Origin of the sequence: Streptomyces sedi, assembly GCF_006335015.1 — a bacterium.
GTDB lineage: Bacteria > Actinomycetota > Actinomycetes > Streptomycetales > Streptomycetaceae > Streptomyces > Streptomyces sedi.
This window is the reverse complement of the sequence record NZ_VDGT01000006.1, coordinates 52748-75442: the sequence shown is the minus strand read 5'-3', so window position 1 is coordinate 75442 and position 22695 is coordinate 52748. Positions and strand designations below refer to the sequence as shown.

At 73.4% G+C, this 22695-nt stretch carries 19 protein-coding genes; 15 read left to right on the top strand and 4 right to left on the bottom strand.

Features of this window, described 5'->3' with window-relative positions; translation table 11 throughout:
- Positions 1–205: 205 nt before the first annotated feature.
- From FH715_RS10105 to FH715_RS10090, 4 genes are all read right to left on the bottom strand, one after another.
- Positions 206–2536: a transglutaminase TgpA family protein gene (locus FH715_RS10105; protein ID WP_139643312.1), complete on the bottom strand. Its 2331-nt coding sequence runs from the start codon at positions 2534–2536 to the stop codon at positions 206–208.
- A complete protein-coding gene (locus tag FH715_RS10100) occupies positions 2533–3846 on the bottom strand; it encodes a DUF58 domain-containing protein (protein ID WP_139643309.1) in 1314 nt (437 codons plus the stop codon). Before FH715_RS10100 ends, FH715_RS10105 begins: the two co-directional genes overlap by 4 nt.
- On the bottom strand, positions 3846–4838 hold the full coding sequence (locus tag FH715_RS10095; protein WP_139643306.1) for an AAA family ATPase: 993 nt from the start codon (positions 4836–4838) through the stop codon (positions 3846–3848). The genes FH715_RS10100 and FH715_RS10095 overlap by 1 nt, the downstream gene beginning before the upstream one ends.
- A 136-nt stretch (positions 4839–4974) precedes the next feature.
- Positions 4975–5487, bottom strand: a complete 513-nt coding sequence (locus tag FH715_RS10090) for a beta-class carbonic anhydrase (RefSeq protein WP_139643303.1) — start codon at positions 5485–5487, stop codon at positions 4975–4977.
- Positions 5488–5803: 316 nt separating this feature from the next.
- On the opposite strand from FH715_RS10090, the gene rsmH reads away from it, so the two are divergent.
- From rsmH to FH715_RS10015, 15 genes are all read left to right on the top strand, one after another.
- Entirely contained in the window at positions 5804–6778 is a 975-nt protein-coding gene (rsmH, locus tag FH715_RS10085) for a 16S rRNA (cytosine(1402)-N(4))-methyltransferase RsmH (RefSeq protein WP_139643300.1), read from the top strand.
- Positions 6775–7437 carry a cell division protein FtsL gene (ftsL, locus tag FH715_RS10080; protein WP_246108662.1) on the top strand — a complete coding sequence of 221 codons (663 nt, stop codon included), beginning with the start codon at positions 6775–6777 and terminating at the stop codon, positions 7435–7437. The genes rsmH and ftsL overlap by 4 nt, the downstream gene beginning before the upstream one ends.
- A gap of 85 nt (positions 7438–7522) precedes the next feature.
- Positions 7523–9403: a peptidoglycan D,D-transpeptidase FtsI family protein gene (locus FH715_RS10075; protein ID WP_139643298.1), complete on the top strand. Its 1881-nt coding sequence runs from the start codon at positions 7523–7525 to the stop codon at positions 9401–9403.
- Positions 9404–9555: 152 nt separating this feature from the next.
- Positions 9556–11238 carry a UDP-N-acetylmuramoyl-L-alanyl-D-glutamate--2,6-diaminopimelate ligase gene (locus FH715_RS10070; RefSeq protein ID WP_139643296.1) on the top strand — a complete coding sequence of 561 codons (1683 nt, stop codon included), beginning with the start codon at positions 9556–9558 and terminating at the stop codon, positions 11236–11238.
- A gap of 1 nt (position 11239) precedes the next feature.
- Complete coding sequence (locus FH715_RS10065) at positions 11240–12664, top strand: UDP-N-acetylmuramoyl-tripeptide--D-alanyl-D-alanine ligase (protein WP_139643293.1); 1425 nt, start codon at positions 11240–11242, stop codon at positions 12662–12664.
- Positions 12661–13725, top strand: coding sequence for a phospho-N-acetylmuramoyl-pentapeptide-transferase (gene mraY / locus FH715_RS10060; protein WP_139643291.1), 1065 nt, complete (start codon positions 12661–12663; stop codon positions 13723–13725). Before FH715_RS10065 ends, mraY begins: the two co-directional genes overlap by 4 nt.
- Positions 13722–15149: a UDP-N-acetylmuramoyl-L-alanine--D-glutamate ligase gene (gene murD / locus FH715_RS10055; protein WP_139643289.1), complete on the top strand. Its 1428-nt coding sequence runs from the start codon at positions 13722–13724 to the stop codon at positions 15147–15149. The genes mraY and murD overlap by 4 nt, the downstream gene beginning before the upstream one ends.
- A gap of 48 nt (positions 15150–15197) precedes the next feature.
- Positions 15198–16610 (top strand): putative lipid II flippase FtsW, encoded by a 1413-nt coding sequence (ftsW, locus tag FH715_RS10050; protein WP_139643286.1) that lies wholly within the window; start codon positions 15198–15200, stop codon positions 16608–16610.
- 6 nt (positions 16611–16616) lie between these two features.
- Positions 16617–17708 (top strand): undecaprenyldiphospho-muramoylpentapeptide beta-N-acetylglucosaminyltransferase, encoded by a 1092-nt coding sequence (murG, locus tag FH715_RS10045; protein WP_139643282.1) that lies wholly within the window; start codon positions 16617–16619, stop codon positions 17706–17708.
- A 51-nt stretch (positions 17709–17759) separates the two neighbouring features.
- Positions 17760–18569: a cell division protein FtsQ/DivIB gene (locus FH715_RS10040; RefSeq protein WP_211367524.1), complete on the top strand. Its 810-nt coding sequence runs from the start codon at positions 17760–17762 to the stop codon at positions 18567–18569.
- A 293-nt stretch (positions 18570–18862) separates the two neighbouring features.
- On the top strand, positions 18863–20098 hold the full coding sequence (gene ftsZ / locus FH715_RS10035) for a cell division protein FtsZ (protein WP_139643277.1): 1236 nt from the start codon (positions 18863–18865) through the stop codon (positions 20096–20098).
- A complete protein-coding gene (gene pgeF / locus FH715_RS10030; RefSeq protein WP_139643273.1) occupies positions 20095–20826 on the top strand; it encodes a peptidoglycan editing factor PgeF in 732 nt (243 codons plus the stop codon). The genes ftsZ and pgeF overlap by 4 nt, the downstream gene beginning before the upstream one ends.
- Positions 20823–21554, top strand: a complete 732-nt coding sequence (locus FH715_RS10025) for a YggS family pyridoxal phosphate-dependent enzyme (protein WP_139643270.1) — start codon at positions 20823–20825, stop codon at positions 21552–21554. The genes pgeF and FH715_RS10025 overlap by 4 nt, the downstream gene beginning before the upstream one ends.
- 134 nt (positions 21555–21688) lie before the next feature.
- Positions 21689–22312 carry a cell division protein SepF gene (locus FH715_RS10020; RefSeq protein WP_139643267.1) on the top strand — a complete coding sequence of 208 codons (624 nt, stop codon included), beginning with the start codon at positions 21689–21691 and terminating at the stop codon, positions 22310–22312.
- Positions 22313–22382: 70 nt separating this feature from the next.
- A complete protein-coding gene (locus tag FH715_RS10015) occupies positions 22383–22670 on the top strand; it encodes a YggT family protein (protein ID WP_097229029.1) in 288 nt (95 codons plus the stop codon).
- Positions 22671–22695: the final 25 nt, after the last annotated feature.

The following is a 22695-nucleotide window of genomic DNA, read 5'->3' as shown; positions in this document are numbered from 1 at the left end:
CCAGGCTTTTCCCTCGGCGCCGGATCGGCGCGTGTTCCAAGGGGCCGCCCCCACCGGGCGGCCCTTTCGGCTTTCCCTGGGCCCCTCGCGGGGTCGGGCGCCGACGGGCTCGCCCCACTCGGTGGGCGGGCCCGTCGCACCCGTGCGGGGGTGGTGCGCCGGGGCGCGCGTTCACCCTTTTGGGGCGACCGGGCGCCTCCGGCGCTCACGCACGGCGCGGAATCACCCGACTGGCCGAGCGGGGGAGCAGCAGCGCGCGCAGCCGCGAGTGCCGGGGCAGCCCGGTCCCCAGCCCCGCCCTGACGAGGGCGAGCCGCCGCCCCCACCCCGACCGTGAGACGGGTTCCTCCGGGGCGCCGGACGACGGCGGCGCGAACAGCTCGGCCTCCACCGCCGTCGCCAGCTCCCACACCGCCGCCGCAGCCTCCGTTTCGAGTCGGGCGACACGCACGATCCGCTCGGCCGTCTGCCGGGGCGTCTCGCTCGGGTCGGGCACGATCCCGTAGTCCCACGCGCTGTCGGTCAGCTCGCGCCAGGCGCCCAACGGGCCGGCCCCCGGCGCCAGCCGCCGCGCCCGGGCTCTGGTCCGCCACAGCGAGGGACCCGCGACCAGCAGCGCCAGCAGCAGCGCGCCGCCGCCGATCCCGAGCGTCGGCCACAGCGGGAAGCCGGCGTCGTCCCGGTCGTCCTCGGGCGTGCGCGGCTCCTCCCCGCACGCCCCGTCGACCGCCGGGTCGCAACGCTCCGGGTCGGCCGAGGAGGGGTCGGGAGCCGGCTCGGTGGACTCGGGACGCTCGGTCGGCTCCGGCTCCTCCGTCTCGTCCCCCCGCTCGGGCGGCTGCGGCCGGGTGTACTCGGGAACGTTCCCCTGGCCGGGCGTCGGCTCGAACCGGACCCAGCCCACGCCCTCGAAGTACAGCTCGGGCCAGGCGTGGGCGTTGTGCGCGCCCACCTCGTAGGCGCCGTCGGCGTTCCGCGTACCCGGGGTGAAACCGACCGCGACCTGCGCCGGGATGTCCAGCGAACGGGCCATCGCGGCCATGGTGAAGGCGAAGTGGACGCAGAACCCCTCGCGCCGCTCAAGGAAGTTGACGATCGCCTCCGTCCCCGTGCCGGAGTCCACCCGGGTGTCGTAACGGAAGCCCCCGCTCTGGGTGAACCACTCCTGGAGGGCGACCGCACGCGCGTGGTCGTTCTCCGCGCCGGCGGTGATCTCGGCGGCCGTCGCCGCCACCTCGTCGGGCAGGTTGTCGGGGACCCGCGTGTAGTACTCGCGGAAGTCCTCGGGCGGCTCGGAGGCCCCGGCCAGCTGCTCGGGGGTGGGCTCGACCGTCAGATGCTCGACCCGGTAGCCCAGGCCCCTGCTGCTGAGCGCGGCCTCGTCCGAGACCAGCGTCTGGGAGCCGCGGTCGAAGGACCAATCGCCCTCCGCCGCGATCGAGGTGGCGGGGTAGGGCACCGGCAGCGACGGCTGGGCGTAGACGTCGGAGGCCCGGACCTCGGTGACCGCGCGCGTGGAGGCGATGCCGCGGCCCAGCCCGGTGACCGTCCACGGCGTCGGGGGCACCTCGTCCTCGTGCCAGTCGGACGAGGCCCACTCCGAGCCGTTGAACTGGTCGAGCGCCATCAGCCGCAGATACATCTCCCCCGGGTCGCCGTTCGTGGTGTAGGTCAGCAGCCGGACGTTGTCCGGCTGGTTGAGCTGGTCCTTCAGCGCCACCACCGGGTCGACGGAGATCGTCCCGTCCCCGCCCGCCCCGGAGCGCCCCTCGTTGTCCACGTTCAGCAGCCCGCCGCCGAGCCCCGGCAGCAGCAGCGGGGTGAGCAGCGCCGCGCCCAGGGCCAGCGCCCCGATGCGCCGCCCGGCGCGCGCCCGGGGTCCGGCGGACAGCGCCGTGTCGCGCGGCGACATCCACCGACCGCCGCCGGCCCCGCCGTAGAACAGGCCCCAGTGGCTGAGGCGCTCCCTGCCCTCGCTGAGCAGCAGCACCAGATAGCCGAGGCCGGCCGCGGCGAAGTACCCCCAGCCGGCGGCGTCCTGGCCGACCCCGGCGGCCACCGAGTAGAGCGCCAGCAGCGGCAGCCCCGCCGCCGCCGCGTTCCGCAGCGGCACCGCGAGCAGGTCGACCAGCAGCCCCACCATCAGCACGCCGGCCCAGATCAGCAGCCGGATGCCCTCGGTCGCCGGCGCCGGCGTGGTGTAGCGGCCTATGTCCTCGCCGCCGGCCGCCAGCAGCTGCCCGAACCGTTCGAGGACCGCCGGCGTCGGCACCAGCCCGGCCAGCGCGTACTCCCTGGCCGAGACCAACGTCAGCAGCACCACGCCCGTCGTCAGCTGGGCGAGCGCGATCAGCGCCGCCGGCAGCCGGGAGTGCCGCAGCAGCGCCCCCGCGCCGGCCTGTACCAGCAGCAGCAGCGCGCCCTGCACCAGCCAGTCCGCGCCGTCCACCAGCGGCAGCAGCGAGACGGAGGCCAGCACGGTGGCCAGCCAGGCGGCCAGCGCCGTGCGGATGTCGCCCACATGCACCCCGTTCACCCCCGATCACCGCCGGGGGCCGCCACCTCGACGGCGGCCCGCTGCCACAGCGTGCCCAGCGGAACGCCCGGATGGTGGGGGAGCGCGGTCCAGCCGCTGCTCCGCAGCCCGTTCAGCCTCTGCTCCTCGACGTAGGGGTCCAACTGCCCGGAGACGACGAACGCCGCCGCGCCGCCGGCCCTGGCGGCCATCCGGCCCAGCACCTCCGCCTGCCCGGGATCGACCGAACCGAGAAAGGCCAGCAGCAGCTCGTCGCCGCCGACCGGCCGCGCCTCCAGCGCCGGTTCGAAGCCGGCGGAGTCCGAGTAGTCGACCACCGCGAGGAAGTCCAGCAGCCGGCCCGTCAGCTCGTACGGGTCGGCGCCCTCCCCGCCCGCCTCCGGCAGCCGCGTGCCGTCGTCCGTCAACAGCCTCACCTCGTAGCCCTGTCGCGTCAGGTGCGCGAGCGCGGAGGCGACGCCGGCGACGGCCCGTTCGAACGGCGAGGCGGCCCCGCCGAGCACATAGCCGGCGCGCCGGGTGTCCAGCAGCACCGTGCAGCGCGCCCGGCGGGGCGCCTCCTCGCGGCGCACCATCAGCGCGCCCCGGTGCGCCGTGGAGCGCCAGTGCACCCGCCGCAGGTCGTCGCCGTGCCGGTACTCGCGCGGGATCAGGTCGTCCTCGCCGGCCGAGGCCAACGAGCGCCGCGACCCCACCCCGTCCCCGCGCGCCAGCCCGCCGAACCGCACCGGCGGCAGCGGCTCGACGGGCGGCAGCACGGTCAACGTGTTCCGCGTCCGGTAGGAGCGGGTCAGCTCCACCATCCCGAACGGGTCGGCCAGCCGCAGCTGGAGCGGCCCCAGCGGATAGCGCCCCCGCAGGTCGGAACGGATGCGGTAGGTCACCTCCCGCCGTCCGCCCGGCTCGATCCGCTCCAGCGTGAACCGGGGCTTGGGGCCCAGCACATACGGCACATGGTCCTGGAGCATCAGCATTCCGCTGGGCACCCGCGCGTCGTTGGACAGCTGGAGGCGGACCCGGCCCTCCTCGCCGGCCGGCATCCGCGCCGGGTCGACGCGTCGCGTCGCCGTCACCCGGTTCCTCGTGCGGTGCAGCACCAGCACCGCCACCACCGGCAGCACCACCAGCAGCGCGCCCACCCGCAGCAGGTCCTCCTGCCCGAGCAGATAGGCGCACCCCAGCGCCGCGGTGCCCGCCGCGAGAAACGAACGCCCCCGCGTGGTCAGCCCGCTGAACGCCTCCCGCAGCGGCCCCGGCTCGTCGCCGTTCGGCTCGTCCCCGGCGCCGTCGCCGGGCCCGGGGGTCGTCATCAGTAGCCCCGGGTCCGCTGCGTGCCGTACGGGTCGGGCACGGGTGTGCGTCGCAGGATCTCCGCCACGAACTGCTCGGTGGTCCGCTGGGTGAACCGCGCCTGCGTGCTGGGCAGCAGCCGGTGCGCCAGCACCGGGACCGCCAGCCGCTGCACGTCGTCGGGGAGCACGAAGCCCCGGCCGGCCAGCGCGGCGGCGGCCTTGGCGGCCTGGAGCAGATGGAGGGTGGCCCGGGGCGAGGCGCCGAGCCGCAGCTCGGGATGGGTGCGGGTGGCCACGGCCAGGTCCACCGCGTACCGCCGCACCGGGTCCGAGACATGCACCTCGCGCACGGTCTCGATCAGCTTCACGATCTCGTCCGCGTGCGCCGCCGGCCGCAGGGTCTCCAGCGGCGAGGCGCCCGTGTGGTGCTCCAGCATCCGCAGCTCCGCCTCGGGGCTGGGATAGCCGACGGAGACCCGCGCCATGAAGCGGTCCCGCTGCGCCTCGGGCAGCGGGTAGGTCCCCTCCATCTCCACCGGGTTCTGGGTGGCGATCACCATGAACGGCTCCGGCAGCGCGTGGCTGCGCCCGTCAGCGGTGACCTGCCGCTCCTCCATGGACTCCAGCAGCGCGGACTGCGTCTTGGGCGAGGCGCGGTTGATCTCGTCGCCGATCACGATCTGCGCGAAGATCGCGCCCGGCTTGAACTCGAACTCGCCCTCGCGCTGGTCGAAGACGCTGATCCCGGTGATGTCCGAGGGCAGCAGGTCGGGGGTGAACTGGATGCGCTGCACCGAGCAGTCGACCGACTTCGCCAGCGCCTTGGCCAGCATCGTCTTGCCCACGCCAGGCACGTCCTCCAGCAGCAGGTGGCCGCCGGCCAGCAGCACCGTCAGGGACAGCTGTACGACCTCCGGCTTGCCCTCGATCACGCTCTCCACCGAACGCCGCACCCGCTCGGCCGTGGCGCTCAAATCGGAGACCTTCGCGTGCTCCTCATAGGTCGTCAACCGGCCATCCTCCGCCCTTGTCCATGCTTCGGCCCCGGCCCGACGCCTCTCGATCGGACCTCCGAGACCCCCCGTCCGGAACGGGGCGTGGTGCGCGGCGCGCGCCCGACACCATGCGCGGGGCGCGCGCCACGACTCAGCCCTGGCCCTCCGACGGGGCGATCTCCCTGAGCAGACCGCTTGTCACATCGAACACGAAGCCGCGTACGTCATCAGTGTGGAGGAGAAACGGCGATGTGCGCACACGGGCCATGGACTGGCGCACGTCCCGGTCCACGTCGGTGAACGACTCGACGGCCCAGCTGGGCTTCTGCCCGACCTCGTCCTCCAACTCGTCCCTGAACCCCTCGGTGAGCTGCTCAAGGCCGCAGTTGGTGTGGTGGATCAGCACCACGGAACGGGTGCCGAGCGCCCGCTGACTGATCGTCAGGGAACGGATGATGTCGTCGGTGACCACCCCGCCGGCGTTGCGGATCGTGTGGCAGTCGCCCAGGTCGAGGCCGAGCGCCGCGTGCAGGTCGAGCCGGGCGTCCATGCAGGCCACGATGGCCACGCCGCGCACGGGCCTGGCGTTCATGCCCGGGTCGGTGAAGTCCTCGGCATACCGTTGGTTGGCGCTGACCAGCTCGTCTGTGACCGAATTTGGCATAGCCAGGACGGTAGTACGCGGCGGGCCGCCGCATGGCGGGGATGCGGGTGACGCGGCTCACAGCGCGTGCTCGTGGCGCGTCCGACGGCGCGCGCCCGCCCCGCCGTTCGCCCGGGCGGCGCCCCCGCGTTCCCCGGTTGCGCCGAAACGCCGGGCCCGAGCAACCTCAGTGATTGACCGCGCACGCAGGTGGGCTAGTGTGACGCGCACGGAGAGGCGCGCCCCAGGGGCGCCGACCCCGCCCCCGGGCGGCACGTCCTCCTTCGACCCTCTCCGAATCACCGCCGAAGGCCCTCGAAGGTTCCCCGGAAGGCGCATGACGACCAGCAACGACCGTTCGCCGGAAGTCCGGCACCGCCCCGTGATGCTCCAGCGCTGCGTGGAGCTGCTGGGTCCGGCGCTGGGGGCCCCGGGTGCCGTGGTCGTGGACTGCACGCTCGGGCTCGGCGGGCACAGCGAGGCGCTGCTGACCGCGTTCCCCGAGGCGCGGCTGGTCGGCCTGGACCGGGACCGCGCCGCGCTGCGGCTGGCGGGCGAACGGCTGGCCCCCTTCGGCGAGCGCGCCACCCTGGTGCCCGCCGTCTACGACGAACTCCCCGACGTGCTCGCCCGGCTGGGCACCCCGAAGGTGGCCGGCGTCCTCTTCGACCTGGGCGTCTCCTCGATGCAGCTGGACGAGGAGGAGCGCGGCTTCGCCTACGCCAGGGACGCCCCGCTCGACATGCGGATGGACCAGGACTCCGGGCCCAGCGCCGCCGACGTGCTCAACACCTACCCGCCGGGCGAGCTGGTGCGCGTGCTGCGCGTCTACGGCGAGGAGCGCTTCGCCCGCCGCATCGTCGAGGCCGTGGTGCGCCGCCGCGCCACCGCGCCGCTGACCGGCAGCGCCGAGCTGGTCGCCCTCATCAGGGACGCCCTCCCGCAGGCCGCCAAGCGCACCGGGGGCAACCCGGCCAAGCGCACCTTCCAGGCGCTGCGCATCGAGGTCAACGGCGAACTCGCCGTCCTGGAGCGGGCGCTGCCGGCCGCCGTCGACGCCCTCGCCGTGGGCGGGCGGATGGCCGTCCTCTCCTACCACTCTCTGGAGGACCGCCTGGTCAAGCGGGTGCTCACCCGCGGCGCCACCCACACGGCGCCGGCCGAACTCCCGGTGATCCCCGAGCAGTACCAGCCGCGGCTGCGGCTGCTCACCCGTGGCGCCGAGCAGCCGTCGGAGCGGGAGGTCGCCGACAACCGCAGGGCCGCCCCCGCCCGGCTGCGCGCCGCCGAGCGCGTGCGGGAGGGCGCATGAGCCACCGTGACCGCTTCACCACTCTCGCCGGTCTCACCCGGCTGAACCGGCTGGGCGGCCTGGTGCCCGCGCGCGGCACGACGGCCGCCCGCACCCCGTTCGTGCTGCTGGTGGTCGTGCTGCTCGGCGCCGGCATGGTGACGCTGCTGATCCTCAACGCCTCGCTCAACCAGGGCTCCTTCCAGCTGAGCGAGCTGCGCCGGGAGACCCAGGAGCTGACCGACGAGCAGCAGCGTCTCCAGGCCGAGGTCGACGCCTACTCGGCGCCCGGCGCGCTCGCCGAGCGCGCCGAGGAGCTGGGCCTGGTGCCGGCCGGGCCGCCCGCCTTCCTCGGCGAGGACGGCGGACTGCTCGGCGACGCCTCGCCCACCCCGGCGCCCGAACCGCCCGCGCCGCCGGAGGACGACTCCCCGGGCGACGAGGACGCCGGGGACGCCGAGGACGGCGAGTCGGGGGAGGGCGAGCCGCGGGAGCTGCCGACCGAGGTCGTTCCCCAGGGCGGCGCCGCCGAGCCACGTCCCGAGCCCGCCGAAGAGCCCACGCCCGCCCCCGGCGCCGAGGCGCCGGCGCCGGCGCCGGCGCCCGAGACCCTCGTCGAGACGCCGGCCCCCGAGGCCGCGCCCGTGCTCCCGCCGGCCGAGGGAGCGCAGACCCCGTGACCGACCACCGACCGGCCGGCACCGCCCCCCTCCCGGCGCCGGGCAGCGCGCCCGGCGGGGCGGCGCCCGGCGGAGCGGAGACGCCATGAGTTCCCCCCGGCCCCCCCGCCCCCGCGGCGGTCGCGCGGAGCGCGACCAGGCCGGCGCGCTGCGGCTGGCCAGCCACCGCCCGCGACTGCGCCTGATCGGCGTCGGCCTGACGCTGGTGATGCTGGCCTTCACGGTCCGGCTCGTCCAGGTGCAGGCCGTCGGCGCCGCCTCCTACACGGAGAAGGCCGCCGTCAACCGCTATGTGACGGTGCCGCTGACCGCGGAACGCGGCGACATCACCGACCGCTCGGGCACCGCGCTGGCCACCACCGTCGACGCCTACGACATCACGGCGGACCCGCTGCTCTTCAGCGAGGAGGAGTCCGGCGTCCCCGACGCGCCCCAGCAGGCCGCCGAGCTGCTGGCGCCGATCCTCGGCCGCGAGGAGGCCGAGCTGGCCGAGCTGCTGGACGACCCGGAGAACCGCTACGTGGTGCTCGCCAGGGCCCAGACCCCGCAGACCTGGCGGCAGATCCGCGACCTGCGCGGCACCCTCGCCGAGCAGGCCAGCAAGGGCACCGGCGAGCAGGTGCTCTCCGGTGTCTTCGCCACGGAGACCGCCAAGCGCGTCTACCCCAACCAGGACCTGGCCGCCGCCGTGCTCGGCTTCGTCAACAGCGAGGGCGAGGGCGCCGGCGGCCTGGAGGCCCAGCTCGAAGCGGAGCTGTCCGGCGAGGACGGCACCATCACCTACGCCCAGTCCGGCGGCCGGCGCGTCCCCACCGCGGGGGAACGCGAGCAACCGCCGGTCCCCGGCTCCGACATGGAGCTGACCCTGGACCGCGACATCCAGTGGGCCGCCCAGGACGCGATCAGCGAGCAGGTCGAGAAGTCCGACGCCGACGGCGGCTACGTGGTCGTCCAGGACACCACAACCGGCGAGATCCTCGCGCTGGCCAACGCCCCCGGCTACGACCCCAACGACGTCGCCTCGGCCGATCCCGACGCGCTGGGCAACCCGGCGCTCCAGGACGCGTTCGAGCCGGGCTCGACCAGCAAGCTCATCACCATGGCCGCCGTGCTGGAGGAGGAGGCCGCCGACACCGACACCCATGTCACGGTCCCCAACCGCCTCCCCAGGGCCGACCGCAACTTCGCCGACCACGAGGAGCACGAGACGCTCTATCTCACTCTGGCCGGCGTGCTCGCCCACTCCAGCAACATCGGCACCATCCTCGCCGCCGAGCAGCTGGGCGAGAGCCAGCCCGAGGCCAACGAGGCGCTCCACTCCTACCTGGACGCGTTCGGCTTCGGCCGCCCCACGGGGCTCGGCTTCCCCGGCGAGACCGCGGGCATCCTCGCGCCCTCCGGCGACTGGAACGCCTCCCAGCAGTACACGATCCCGTTCGGCCAGGGCCTGTCGATCAACGCCGTCCAGGCCGCGTCCGTGTACTCCACCGTCGCCAACGGCGGCGAGCGGATCGACCCCACCCTGGTGCGCGGCTGGCGCGGCCCGGACGGCCAGTTCGAGGAGGCGACCGAGCCCGAGCGGACCCGCGTGGTCAGCGAGGAGACCGCCGCCGAACTCGGCGAGATGCTGGAGACCGTGGTCGCCAGCGAGGACGGCACCGGCTCGGCCGCCCGCATCCCCGGTTACCGGGTCGCCGGCAAGACCGGTACCTCCAACCGGGTGGACCCGGAGACCGGCGCCTACTCCGGCTACACCTCCTCGTTCGCCGGCTTCGCCCCCGCCGACCAGCCGAGGGTCACGGTCTACTGCGCCGTCCAGAACCCGACCGAGGGCGCCTACACCGGGAGCGAGGTCTGCGGGCCCGTCTTCAACGAGGTGATGGCGTTCTCGCTGGCGGCGCTCCAGGTGCCGCCCACGGGAACCGAGTTCGGGGGACTGCCCGTCTCCTTCGACCCGGACGAGTAGCGAGGCCCCACCCGAACGAGCCGCGTGGCGGCCGACCGGCCGCCGCGACCACCGCCGTCGCGCGGCTCGGGCGCTCGCACCACCCCACCCCCCGAGACCGCGCCCCGAGGACACGCTCGGCGAGAGAACCGAAGAAAGCGGAGCACAGGCACGTGAGAACCACCACCGACCGGTCCACCTCGTTTCGCTCCACCCCCGGCCCGCCCGGTACGCTCACCGCCGTGGCACAAGCTGATCACTCACCGGCGGCCCCCCGTCCCCGGCAGCTGCGGCCGGTGCCGCTGGCCGCCCTGGCCGGGCCGCTGGGCACCGAGATCCCCGAAGGCCCCTCGGTCACCGGCATCACCCACGACTCGCGTGCGGTGCTCCCCGGCGACATCTACGCCGCGCTGCCGGGGGCGCGCTTCCACGGCGCCGACTTCGCCGCCCAGGCCGCGAGCCTGGGCGCCGTCGCCGTGCTCACCGACCCCGGCGGCGCCGCGCGCGCCGAGGCCACCGGGCTGCCGGTGATCACCGTCGCCGACCCGCGCGCCACGATCGGCGCGCTGGCCGCCGCGATCTACCACGAGCCGGGCGCCGACCTGCTCCAGATCGGCGTCACCGGAACGGCGGGCAAGACCACCACCGCCTACCTGATCGAGGGCGGGCTCCGCGAGGCGGCCAAGGACGGCGAGCCGACCGGGCTGATCGGCACCGTCGAGACCCGCATCGGCGACGAACGGGTGAAGTCCACCCACACCACCCCGGAGGCCACCGACCTCCAGGCGCTCTTCGCCGTGATGCGCGAACGCGGCGTCGCCTCGGTGGCCATGGAGGTCTCCAGCCACGCCCTGACCATGGGGCGCGTCGACGGCTGCGTCTTCGACGTCGCGGTCTTCACCAACCTCAGCCCCGAGCACCTGGACTTCCACCTCGGCATGGAGGACTACTTCCAGGCCAAGGCGCAGCTGTTCACCAAGGCCAGGTCGAGGGCCGCCGTCGTCAACATCGACGACGAGTGGGGCCGCCGGCTGGCCGCCGAGGCCGGCGTGCCGGTCACCACCTACTCCGCCGAGGGCCACCCGGACGCCGACTGGCGCGCCGACGACGTCGAACTCGGCCCGCTCGGCTCCACGTTCACCGTGCTCGGCCCCGGCGGGCTCACGCTGCGCGCCAGCGCGCCGCTGCCCGGCCCGTTCAACGTGTCCAACGCGCTGGCCGCCGTCGTCGCGCTGGAGGCCGCGGGCGTCGACCCCGAGACCGCGGCGCGCGGCGTGGGCGCCGTCCCCGGCGTCCCCGGCCGGCTGGAGCGCGTCCGCGCCGACCAGCCCTATCTCGCCGTCGTCGACTACGCGCACAAGCCCGCGGCCGTGGAGTCCGTGCTCCAGGCGCTGCGCAAGGTCACCGACGGCCGGCTGCACGCCGTGCTCGGCTGCGGCGGCGACCGCGACCCGCACAAGCGCGCCGCGATGGGCGCCGCCCTCGCCCGGCTGGCCGACACCGCCGTCCTCACCTCGGACAACCCGCGCTCCGAGGACCCGTTGGCCATCCTGGCCGCCATGCTGGCCGGCGCCGCCGAGGTGCCCGTCCACGAGCGCGGCACCGTCCTCGTCGAGGAGGACCGCGCCGCGGCCATCGCCGCCGCCGTGGCCCGCGCCGAGGCCGGCGACACCGTGGTGGTCGCCGGCAAGGGCCACGAGCAGGGCCAGGACATCGCCGGCGTGATCCGCTCGTTCGACGACCGTGTCGAGCTGCGCTCCGCCATCGAACGCGCCCAGGCGCCGGGCGCCCGGCCGCACCCCGACGACCGATCCCGTCCCCCGACCGACCACCCGACGCCAGGCGAGGCCCGCTGAAGTGATCCCCCTATCCGTTGACCAGCTCACCACGGTCGTGCGGGGAGTCCCGCACGACATACCTCCCGATCCGCCGCGCGTCACCGGGCCCGTGGTCATCGACTCCCGGAAGGTCGAGTCGGGATCGCTCTTCGCCGCGCTGCCAGGCGAGCGGGTGGACGGGCACGACTACGCCGCCGGCGCGGTCGCCGACGGCGCCGCGCTGGTGCTCGCCAGCCGGCCGGTCGGCGTGCCGGCCGTGGTGGTGGACGACGTGGTCGCCGCGCTCAGCGCGCTGGCCGCGCACCTGGTGCGCGAGGCGCGCCCCACGGTGGTCGCCCTCACCGGCTCCGCCGGCAAGACCAGCACCAAGGACCTGATCGCCCAACTGCTGCGCACCACGGGCCCCACGGTCTGGACGCCCGGCTCGTACAACAACGAGATCGGCATGCCGCTGACCGTGCTGGCCGCCGACGAGACGACCCGTCACCTGGTGCTGGAGATGGGCGCCAGGGGCGTCGGCCACATCCGGGCCCTCACCGAGCTGACCCCGCCCCGGATCGGCGCCGTGCTCAACGTCGGCACCGCGCACATCGGCGAGTTCGGCAGCCGCGAGACCATCGCGCTGGCCAAGGGCGAGCTGGTCGAGTCGCTGCCGTCGGCCGACGAGGGCGGCGTGGCCGTGCTCAACGCGGACGACCCGCTGGTGCGCGCGATGGGGGAGCGCACCCGGGCGCGCGTGCTGCTGTACGGCGAGGCCGAGGACGCCGAGGTGCGCGCCGAGAACGCGCGCCTGACGACCGACGGCCGTCCCGCGTTCACGCTCGTAACCCCCACCGGGTGCGCCGATGTGACGATGCGGTTGTACGGTGAGCACCATGTGTCGAACGCGCTTGCCGCGGCGGCCGTAGCGCATGAGGTAGGCATGTCCGCCTCGGCCATCGCGCAAACCCTGGCCGAGGCGGGCCCGCTCTCGAAGTGGCGGATGGAGGTCACCGAGCGAGCGGACGGCGTGGTGATCGTCAACGACGCCTACAACGCCAACCCCGACTCCATGCGCGCCGCGCTGCGCACGCTGGTCCACATGGGTGCGGCCCGTCCCGAGGGCGGGCGCACGTGGGCGGTGCTCGGCGAGATGGCCGAGCTCGGCGACGACGCGTTCGCCGAGCACGACGCCGTCGGACGGCTGGCCGTCCGACTCAACGTCAACAGGCTTGTGTCCGTGGGCGGTCAGGAGGCCGCCTGGTTGGACATGGGCGCCAAGAACGAGGGTTCGTGGGGTGAGGAGTCGGTGCGTGTGTCCGACGCACAGGCAGCCGTCGAGCTGCTGCGCGGTCAGTTGCGACCGGGGGACGTGGTCCTGGTGAAGGCGTCCAGGGCGGTGGGCCTGGAACAGGTGGCCCTGCGGCTCGCGGCCGACGCCGATGGTGAGGTCGCCGCCCGATGAGGCAGATCCTCTTCTCCGGAGCCATCGGGCTCTTCCTGACCCTGGTCGGCACCCCGCTGCTGATCAAGCTGCTCGCCCGTCGCGGCTACGGCCAGTACATCAGGGACGACGGGCCGCGGGACCACCACTCCAAGCGCGGCACCCCGACCATGGGCGGCATCGCGTTCATCCTCGCCACCCTGATCGCCTACGCGGTGACCAAGGTCATCACGGGCGAACCGCCGAGCTACTCCGGCGTGCTGGTGCTCTTCCTGATGGCGGGCATGGGCCTGGTCGGCTTCCTGGACGACTACATCAAGATCGTCCGCAGGCGCAGCCTGGGCCTGCGGGCGGGCGCCAAGATGCTCGGCCAGTTCATCGTGGGCGTGACGTTCGCCATCCTCTCGCTCAACTTCGAGGACGCCCGCGAGCTGACCCCGGCCTCCACGCACCTCTCGTTCACCCAGGACTTCGGCTGGTCGATCGGGCCGGTGCTCTTCGTCCTCTGGGCGCTGTTCATGATCCTGGCCATGTCCAACGGCGTGAACCTCACCGACGGCCTGGACGGTCTGGCCACCGGCGCCGCCGTGATGGTCTTCGGCGCCTACGTCTTCATCGGCGTCTGGCAGTACGGCCAGACCTGCTCGGAGATGGCCACCGCGAGCGCCAGCTGCTACGAGGTGCGCGACCCGCTGGACGGGGCGGTGGTCGCCGCCGCGCTGATGGGTGCCCTCTTCGGCTTCCTGTGGTGGAACACCTCACCGGCGAAGATCTTCATGGGCGACACCGGCTCGCTGGCCCTAGGCGGCGCCCTGGCGGGACTGGCCATCGTCTCCCGCACCGAGCTGCTGCTCGCCGTGCTCGGCGGCCTGTTCGTGCTGATCACCATGTCGGTGGTCATCCAGGTCGGCTCCTTCAAACTCACCGGCAAACGCGTCTTCAAGATGGCGCCGCTCCAGCACCACTTCGAGCTGAAGGGCTGGAGCGAGGTGCTGGTGGTCGTCAGGTTCTGGATCATCCAGGGCATGTGCGTGATCGTCGGCATCGGAATCTTCTACGGAACGTGGGTGGCTGACTGGTGACCGGGAGCGAGTTCGACGGCCGGCGGGTCACCGTCGCGGGGCTGGGCGTCAGCGGCACCAGCGCGGCCCGCGCGCTGGTGCGGCTCGGCGCCGAGGTCACCCTCGTCGACGGCGGCAGCGGCGAGCGGCAGCGCGGCGAGGCCGAGCGGCTGACGGCGGCCGGCGTGCGCGTCCTGCTGGGCGAGGCCGACACCCTGCCCAAGGGCACCGAACTGGTCGTCACCTCGCCCGGCTGGCCGCCGGAGCACCCGCTCTTCGCGGCGGCTGCCGAGGCCGGCGTCGAGGTCTGGGGCGACGTCGAGCTGGCCTGGCGGCTGCGCGGCCCGAACGCGGCGCCCTGGCTCGCGGTCACCGGCACCAACGGCAAGACGACCACCACCGGGATGCTGGCGTCGATCCTCACGGCGGCCGGGCTGCGCACCGCCGCCGTGGGCAACATCGGCACCCCGCTGCTGGAGGTCGTCCTCGCCGAGGAGCCGCACGACGTGCTCGCGGTCGAGCTCTCCAGCTACCAGCTGCACTGGGCGCCCTCGCTCCGGGCGCACTCGGCCGCGGTGCTCAACCTCGCCCCCGACCACCTCGACTGGCACGGCTCGATGGCCGCCTACACCGCGGACAAGGGGCGGATCTACGAGGGCAACGAGGTCGCCTGCGTCTACAACGTGGCCGACCCCGCCACGGAGGAGCTGGTGCGGGCGGCCGACGTGGTCGAGGGGTGCCGGGCCGTCGGTTTCACGACCGACGCGCCCGCGCCCGGCCAACTCGGCGTCGTCGAGGGCCTGCTGGTGGACCGCGCGTTCACCGGCAGGCGCGACGTGGCCGAGGAGCTGGCCGAGGTGGCCGACGTCGACCCGCCGGCCCCGCACAACGTGGCCAACGCGCTCGCCGCCGCCGCCCTGGCCCGCGCCTACGGCGTGCGCCCGGACGCGGTCCGCGCCGGGCTGCGCGCCTTCACGCCGGACGCGCACCGCATCCGCACCGTGGGCCGTGTCGCCGGGGTGGAGTACGTCGACGACTCCAAGGCCACCAACACCCACGCCGCCGCCGCCTCGCTGGGGGCCTACCCCTCGGTGGTGTGGCTCGCCGGCGGGCTGGCCAAGGGCGCGACGTTCGACGAACTGGTCAGGGGTGCGGCCGGGCGGCTGCGCGGAGCGGTCCTGATCGGCCGTGACCGGGCGCTGATCGCCGAGGCGTTGGCGCGACACGCACCGGATGTGCCGGTCGTGGACCTCGAACGGACCGACACTGGGGCGATGGCGGCGGCGGTCCGTGCCGCCGCCGGACTGGCCGGCCCGGGGGACACCGTCCTGCTCGCGCCGGCCTGCGCGTCGATGGACATGTTCACCAACTACTCCGTCCGCGGCGACGCCTTCGCCGCGGCGATGCGTCAGCTGTCCACGGAGCGCGACGAGAACGAGCAGTAGCCCCCCGGCGGCCCGCGACCGCCGTCGCGGGCTGGAGGAGGGGTCCAGGTGAGTAGGGCGCGAAGGGCGCACGGCCCGGGGAGCTTCGTCCCCGGCGCCGTCGCCCACGCCGGCGCTGGCGCCGGCCCGGCGGCGCGCGGCGCACAACGCGAGCGCGCCCCGCGCGTTCTCCCGCGCCGACCGGCGCGCGGCGCCCCCGCCGCGCGCCGTCCGCGTCCCCCGCGCCGTCCGCGCCGTCCGCGTTTCGTCGAACGGATCCGGACCGCCTGGGACCGCCCGCTCACCGCCTACTACGTGCTGCTGGGAACGGCCGCGCTGATCACCCTGCTCGGCCTGGTGATGGTCTTCTCCGCCTCCCAGATCCAGGCCCTGCGCTTCCAGCACCCGGCCACGTTCTACTTCCGCAAGCAGCTGCTGGCCGCCCTGCTCGGCGCGGTGGCGCTGCTGATCGCCTCCCGCATCCCGGTGCGGCTGCTGCGCGCGCTGACGTATCCCTTCCTCGCCTTCGCCGTGGTGCTGCTGGTGCTGGTGCAGGTGCCCGGCATCGGCGTCGAGGTCAACGGCTCGACCAGCTGGATCGCCGTGGGCGGATCGTTCCAGCTCCAGCCCAGCGAGTTCGGCAAGCTCGGCCTGCTGCTGTGGGGCGCCGACCTGCTGGCCCGCAAGGGGGAACGCGGGCTGCTCACCCAGTGGCGGCATCTGCTGATCCCGCTGATCCCCGGGGCGCTGCTGGTCTGCGGGCTGATCATGGTCGGCGGCGACATGGGCACCGTGATGATCCTCGTCGGCATCCTCTTCGCCCTGCTGTGGATGGCCGGGGCGCCCACCCGGCTCTTCGTCGGGGTGTTGTTCGTCTCGGCAGCCCTCTTCGCGCTCTTCATGGCGACCGCCCCGCACCGGATGGACCGGCTGGCCTGTCTCGGCGCCACCGACCCGGGCCCCGACGACCGCTGTTGGCAGGCGGTGCACGGGATCTACGCGCTGGCCTCCGGCGGCTGGTTCGGCTCCGGTCTCGGCGCCAGTGTGGAGAAATGGGGCGAACTGCCCGAGCCCCACACGGACTTCATCTTCGCCATCACCGGGGAGGAGCTGGGTCTCGCGGGGACGCTGTCGGTTCTCGGCCTCTTCGCGGCTCTAGGCTATGCGGGTATCCGCGTGGCCGGACGCACGGAGGACCCCTTCGTGAGGTACGCCGCGGGGGGCGTGACCGCGTGGCTGATGACCCAGACCGTGATCAACATCGGTGCGGTGCTGGGTCTGCTGCCGATCGCGGGTGTGCCCCTCCCGTTGTTCTCCTACGGGGGCTCCGCCCTGCTGCCCACCATGTTCGCGGTCGGACTGCTGATCGCGTTCGCGCGCGGCGAGCCGGCCGCGAAGGCGGCGCTGGCGGCGCGGTCACACGGGCTGAGAAGAAGGACGATGAGACGGCGCGCGAGGTCGGCGCCGTCCGGAGAGCGGTGAGATTCGGTGCATGTAGTCCTCGCTGGCGGAGGGACCGCCGGCCACATCGAGCCCGCGCTCGCTCTGGCGGACGCCCTGCGCAGACACGATCCGACCGTGGGCATCACCGCCCTCGGCACGGAGCGCGGGCTTGAGACCCGGCTGGTACCCGAGCGTGGCTACGAGTTGGGGCTGATCCCCGCCGTGCCGCTGCCGCGTAAACCCACCCCCGAACTGATCACCGTCCCCGGCCGGTTGCGCGGCACGATCAAGGCCACCGAGGAGATCATCGAACGCACCAAGGCCGACTGCGTCGTCGGCTTCGGTGGCTATGTGGCGCTCCCCGGCTACCTCGCGGCCAAGCGGCAGCGCGTGCCGATCGTGGTGCACGAGGCCAACGCCCGCCCGGGCCTCGCCAACCGGATCGGCGCCCGCTACACCCGTTTCGTCGCCGTCTCCACGCCGGACAGCAAGATGCGGCACGCGCGTTACCTCGGCATCCCGCTCCGCCGGAACATCGCCATGCTCAACCGCGCCGCGGTCCGCGCCGAGGCGCGCGCCGCCTTCGGCCTCGACGCCAACCTCCCGACGCTGCTGGTCTCCGGCGGCTCGCAGGGCGCGCGCCGGCTCAACGAGGTGATCGCCTCCGCCGTCCCCGTGCTCCAGCGCTCCGGCGTCCAGGTGCTGCACGCGGTGGGCCCGAAGAACGAGCTGCCGCAGCTGGACACCATGCCGGGGATGCCGCCCTACGTGCCGCTGGCGTACGTGGACCGGATGGATCTGGCCTACGCCGCCGCCGACATGATGCTCTGCCGGGCCGGCGCGATGACCGTCGCCGAACTGTCCGCCGTCGGCCTGCCCGCCGCCTACGTCCCGCTGCCCATCGGCAACGGCGAGCAGCGGCTCAACGCCCAGCCCGTGGTCAAGGCCGGCGGCGGCCTGCTGATCGACGACGCCGAGCTGACCCCCGAGTGGGTCAGGGAGAACGTGCTGCCGGTGCTCACCGACTCGGGCCGCCTGCACGCGATGTCGACGGCCGCGGCCGAGTTCGGCCGCAGGGACGCGGACGACCTGCTGGTCGGCATGGTGCACGAGGCGATCGCGGCCCGACGGGGGTAGCGGTCAGGTTGCCGGCGGCCGGACCGCCGGCGGAGCGAGGGAGTGGAGAGCGTGGCCGGAGCGACGACCGCCGAACGCGGCGAAGCGCGCCGTCAGTCGGATGCCGGCCCGCCCCCGCCGGGGGAGCGCCGCCGGCGTCCCGGCTGGCTGCCCAGGCCCCGGGTGCTGATCGCCTGGACGGCGCTGCTCGCGGTGGTCGGCGGCTTCGGCGCCTGGGCGCTCTACGGCTCGGACTGGCTGCGGATCTCCCGGGTCTCCGTTCACAGGGCCGAGGGGCCGGAGAAGTTGACGGAGGAGCAGATCCTCCAGGCCGCCGCCGTCCCGGTCGGCTCCCCGATGGCCTCGCTGGACAAGGGGGCCGTCAGCGGCCGGCTGCGTGCCGAACTGCCGCGCGTGGACAGCGTCGACGTGGTGCGGGCCTGGCCGGACGGCGTCTCGCTGAAGGTCGTCGAGCGGTCGGCGGTGCTCCAGGAGGCCACCGCCGAGGGCTTCGCCGAGGTCGACGACGACGGGGTGGCCTTCGCCGAGAACGCGGAGGCGCTGGAGGGCGTCCCGCTGCTGGAGCTGGCGGAGGCCGACACCCCGAGCTGGCGCAGGTTCGGCGAGGAGCGGGTGCGCGCCGAGGCCGCCTCGGTGCTCGCGGCGCTGCCCGAGGAGGTGCGCGGGGAGCTGCGGCTGGTCTCGGTCGCCTCGTTCGACTCCATCACGCTGGAGTTGTCGGACGGGCGGACCGTCAGCTGGGGAAGCGCGGAGGACTCCGACGCCAAGGCGGAGGCGCTGCGTACGCTGTTCCAGGCAGCCGCCGACGCACGGCACTTCGACGTCAGCGCGCCCAGCGTCCCAGCGGCGTCCGGGGGTTGACGACAGGTTGACAACGGGACGCATCACCGCAGGCCAGGCACCTGGTTGACGGTTCCGGGCCGTGATCACATAGGGTGAAAAGAAAAACGGGAGGTTCGGCGTGTTCGTTGAACGCGCACCACTTATCGACTTAGTGTCCGTTCCGAGGAATCCAAGGAACGGCGAGCACAGGTAACCCTAAACTTGAACGCTAGGGTTAGGGGCGGCTTATCACCCGTCCCATCGGCATCAGTCGGCGCACTGCGGCACCACGCGGAGCGGCGACACGTAAATCGAGGCGAGAGGCCTTCGACGTGGCAGCACCGCAGAACTACCTCGCAGTCATCAAGGTCGTCGGCATCGGCGGCGGTGGCGTCAACGCCATCAACCGGATGATCGAGGTCGGTCTCAAGGGCGTCGAGTTCATCGCGATCAACACCGATGCGCAGGCGCTGCTGATGAGCGACGCCGACGTCAAGCTGGACGTCGGCCGCGAACTGACCAGGGGGCTCGGCGCCGGCGCCAACCCCGAGGTGGGACGCAAGGCTGCCGAGGACCACCGCGAGGAGATCGAGGAGGTCCTCAAGGGGGCCGACATGGTCTTCGTCACCGCGGGGGAGGGCGGCGGCACCGGTACCGGTGGCGCCCCGGTCGTGGCGAACATCGCGCGCTCCCTGGGGGCCCTGACCATCGGCGTGGTCACCCGCCCGTTCACCTTCGAGGGGCGGCGACGGGCCAACCAGGCCGAGGACGGTATCGCGAGCCTCCGCGACGAGGTCGACACCCTGATCGTCATCCCGAACGACCGTCTGCTGTCGATCTCCGACCGCCAGGTGAGCGTTCTCGACGCCTTCAAGTCCGCCGACCAGGTGCTCCTCTCCGGTGTGCAGGGCATCACCGACCTGATCACCACGCCCGGTCTGATCAACCTCGACTTCGCCGACGTCAAGTCCGTGATGTCGGAGGCCGGTTCGGCGCTGATGGGCATCGGCTCGGCGCGCGGCGACGACCGCGCGGTGGCCGCGGCGGAGATGGCGATCTCCTCCCCGCTGCTGGAGGCCTCCATCGACGGCGCCAGGGGCGTGCTGCTCTCCATCTCCGGTGGCTCCGACCTCGGTCTCTTCGAGATCAACGAGGCGGCGCAGCTGGTCAGCGAGGCGGCGCACCCGGAGGCCAACATCATCTTCGGCGCCGTCATCGACGACGCCCTCGGCGACGAGGTCCGGGTCACCGTGATCGCGGCCGGGTTCGACGGCGGCCAGCCGCCCTCGCGCAACCGCGACAAGAGCCTCTCCGCGTACGGCGCCAAGGAGGAGTCCGGCTCCCTGGGCTCCGAGCGGCCGAGCGAGCCGGAGCAGGAGCGCCCGACGTTCGGCAGCCTCGGTACCCTGCCGTCGCGCGAGCCGGCCTCGCTCTCCGAGCGCGACAGCGAGCCCGCCCCGGCCGAGCCGGCGCGTGAGACCCCGAAGAGCTCCCCGCAGGTCCCCTCGGCCCGCCCGTACGAGGGTGGTCAGGCCGAGGAGCTGGATGTCCCCGACTTCCTGAAGTGATAACCCACGAGAGCACCGCGAGCGGCGCCCACTTCGCCTTCACCGACAGGGAGGGCGGGGTGAGCGCCGCTCCCCGTGCGAGCGCCAACCTCGGCGACGCGGTCGGCGACGACCCGGCGGCGGTCGCGGCCAACAGGAGCGCCGCCGCACGGGAGTTGGGTCTGGACGCGGCCCGGGTGCGCTGGATGCGTCAGGTCCACGGCGGCGAGGTCGCCGTCGTGGACGGAACGTCAGGGGACGGCGAACCGCCGCGGGTCGACGGACTGGTGACGGCGGATCGCGGAGTTGCGTTGGCCGTGGTCACCGCCGACTGCGTTCCGGTGCTGCTGGTCGACCCCGGGGCCGGGGTGGCCGGCGCGGCCCACGCGGGCCGGCCGGGGCTGCTGGCCGGGGTGGTGCCCGCGACGGTCGAGGCGATGCGCGCTCTGGGCGCGCGGCCCGAGCGCGTGGTGGCCCGCACCGGGCCGGCGATCTGCGGACGTTGCTACGAGGTGCCGGCCGAGCTGGCCGGGCTCGCGGGCGAGGCGGTGCCGGGCAGCGCGACCGAGACCTCCTGGGGGACCCCGGCGATCGACATCCCCGCGGGCGTGCGCCGGCAGTTGGCCGACGCCGGTGTCGGCGACATCTCCTCGTCCGAGGTCTGCACCCGGGAGTCCGAGGCCCACTTCTCCTACCGCCGCGCGTCAACCACCGGGCGGCAGGCCAGCTATGTGTGGGTGGCGCCATGAGGGAGACGGGGGCGCGCGCCGACGAACTGGCCGCCAATCTCGCCCGGGTGGAGGAGCGCGTGCGAACGGCGTGCGAGGCCGCGGGGCGCGCCAGGTCCGAGGTGCGGCTGGTGGTCGTGAGCAAGACCTATCCGGCCGAGGACGTGCGGCGGCTCGCGGAGCTCGGTGTGCGGGAGTTCGCGGAGAACCGGGACCAGGAGGCGGCGGAGAAGGCGGCGTCCTGCGCGGATCTTTCCCTGGTCTGGCACTTTGTGGGGCAGTTGCAGACAAACAAGGTCCGTTCGGTGGTGGATTATGCGGATTATGTGCACTCCGTGGACCGGATAAAGCTGGTCAACGCCCTCTCGGCAGCGGTGCGTCGCCGGGAGCGCCCCTCGCTGAACTGTCTGATTCAGGTCGCCCTCGAAAAGGAGTCGGGTGAGGGTGAGGGGCGCGGGGGAGCGGCGCCGGCCGAGGTCGGGGCGCTGGCCCGCGCGGTCGCCGACGCCCCGGGGCTGCGGTTGGCGGGGTTGATGACGGTCGCTCCGCTCTCCGGAAGCTTCGCGGGACGCCCGGCGGCGGCCTTTGACCGACTGATAGAAATTTCCAGGGACCTGCGCGCGGCCGATGCTGCTGCGAACATGGTCTCCGCCGGTATGAGCGCCGACCTGGAGGAGGCGATCGCGGCGGGGGCGACACACGTGCGCGTCGGCAGCGCGGTGCTCGGCGTCCGTCCCGCCCTCGGGTAACGTCGCCAAACGAGGGGCCAGAGTCGAAAATATGGTCATCCCCGAGGAATTCGGGCAGGTTAGCGCAGATTATCGTGGATCTTCCCCGGCCCTTCCGGCCGAAGCCGATCCACCACAGAGCGGAGGACGCAGCGATGGCTGGCGCGATGCGCAAGATGGCGGTCTACCTCGGCCTCGTGGAGGACGACGGCTACGACCGCCCGGGGTACGGCCCCGACGACGAGTTCGAGCCCGAGCCGGAGCCGGAGCGCAACCGGCGTCAACCGGCGCACGAACCACCGGCGAGGGAACGCGCGGACGAGCCGTCACGGGTGATCCACCCGCCGGCCCAACGGGAGACGGAGCCGACGCCCGCGCCCGTGCTCACGGACAGCAGACGACCCGGGAGGATCGCTCCCGTGTCTTCCATCACACCAGAACGACCGAACGTGGAGAAGAGCGCGCCCGTGATCATGCCCAAGGTCGTGTCGGAGCGGGAGCCGTACCGGATCACCACGCTGCACCCCAGGACCTACAACGAGGCCCGTACCATCGGGGAACACTTCCGCGAGGGAACCCCGGTGATCATGAATCTGACCGAGATGGACGACACCGACGCGAAGCGACTTGTCGACTTTGCGGCTGGTCTGGTCTTCGGTCTGCATGGCAGCATCGAGCGAGTGACGCAGAAGGTGTTCCTGCTGTCGCCTGCTAACGTCGATGTAACGGCGGAGGACAAGGCCCGGATCGCTGAGGGCGGGTTCTTCAACCAGAGTTGACAGCGGGCAGAGCAGGACGGAGTGACCCGGCAAGGGGCCGGGCACGGACCAGGGGAGAGGTACCGGCGGGATGGGCATCGTTCAACAAGTGCTGTTGATCGCCTTGTACTGCTTCCTCGGGCTGTTGCTCTTCCGCCTGGTGATGGACTGGGTCCAGTTGTTCGCGCGATCCTGGTCGCCCGGCAGCAAGCCGATGATTGTCGCCCTGGAAGCCACCTACACTGTCACAGATCCGCCACTGAAGACGCTGCGGAAGGTCCTTCCGCAGCTCCGCTTCGGGGGTGTGGCCCTTGATCTGTCCTTCTTCGTGTTGATGATCATCGTCTACATCCTGATCAACGTCGTGGCCAGCCTGTGAACGAGTACGGTCTTGCCGCTATGCC

Coding starts and splice junctions, on each gene's coding strand:
- ftsL (WP_246108662.1), top strand. CDS start 6,775: ATGAGCCACCGTGACCGCTTCACCACTCTCGCCGGTCTCACCCGGCTG.
- FH715_RS10075 (WP_139643298.1), top strand. CDS start 7,523: ATGAGTTCCCCCCGGCCCCCCCGCCCCCGCGGCGGTCGCGCGGAGCGC.
- FH715_RS10090 (WP_139643303.1), bottom strand. CDS start 5,487: ATGCCAAATTCGGTCACAGACGAGCTGGTCAGCGCCAACCAACGGTAT.
- rsmH (WP_139643300.1), top strand. CDS start 5,804: ATGACGACCAGCAACGACCGTTCGCCGGAAGTCCGGCACCGCCCCGTG.
- mraY (WP_139643291.1), top strand. CDS start 12,661: ATGAGGCAGATCCTCTTCTCCGGAGCCATCGGGCTCTTCCTGACCCTG.
- FH715_RS10015 (WP_097229029.1), top strand. CDS start 22,383: ATGGGCATCGTTCAACAAGTGCTGTTGATCGCCTTGTACTGCTTCCTC.
- FH715_RS10020 (WP_139643267.1), top strand. CDS start 21,689: ATGGCTGGCGCGATGCGCAAGATGGCGGTCTACCTCGGCCTCGTGGAG.
- FH715_RS10025 (WP_139643270.1), top strand. CDS start 20,823: ATGAGGGAGACGGGGGCGCGCGCCGACGAACTGGCCGCCAATCTCGCC.
- FH715_RS10100 (WP_139643309.1), bottom strand. CDS start 3,846: ATGACGACCCCCGGGCCCGGCGACGGCGCCGGGGACGAGCCGAACGGC.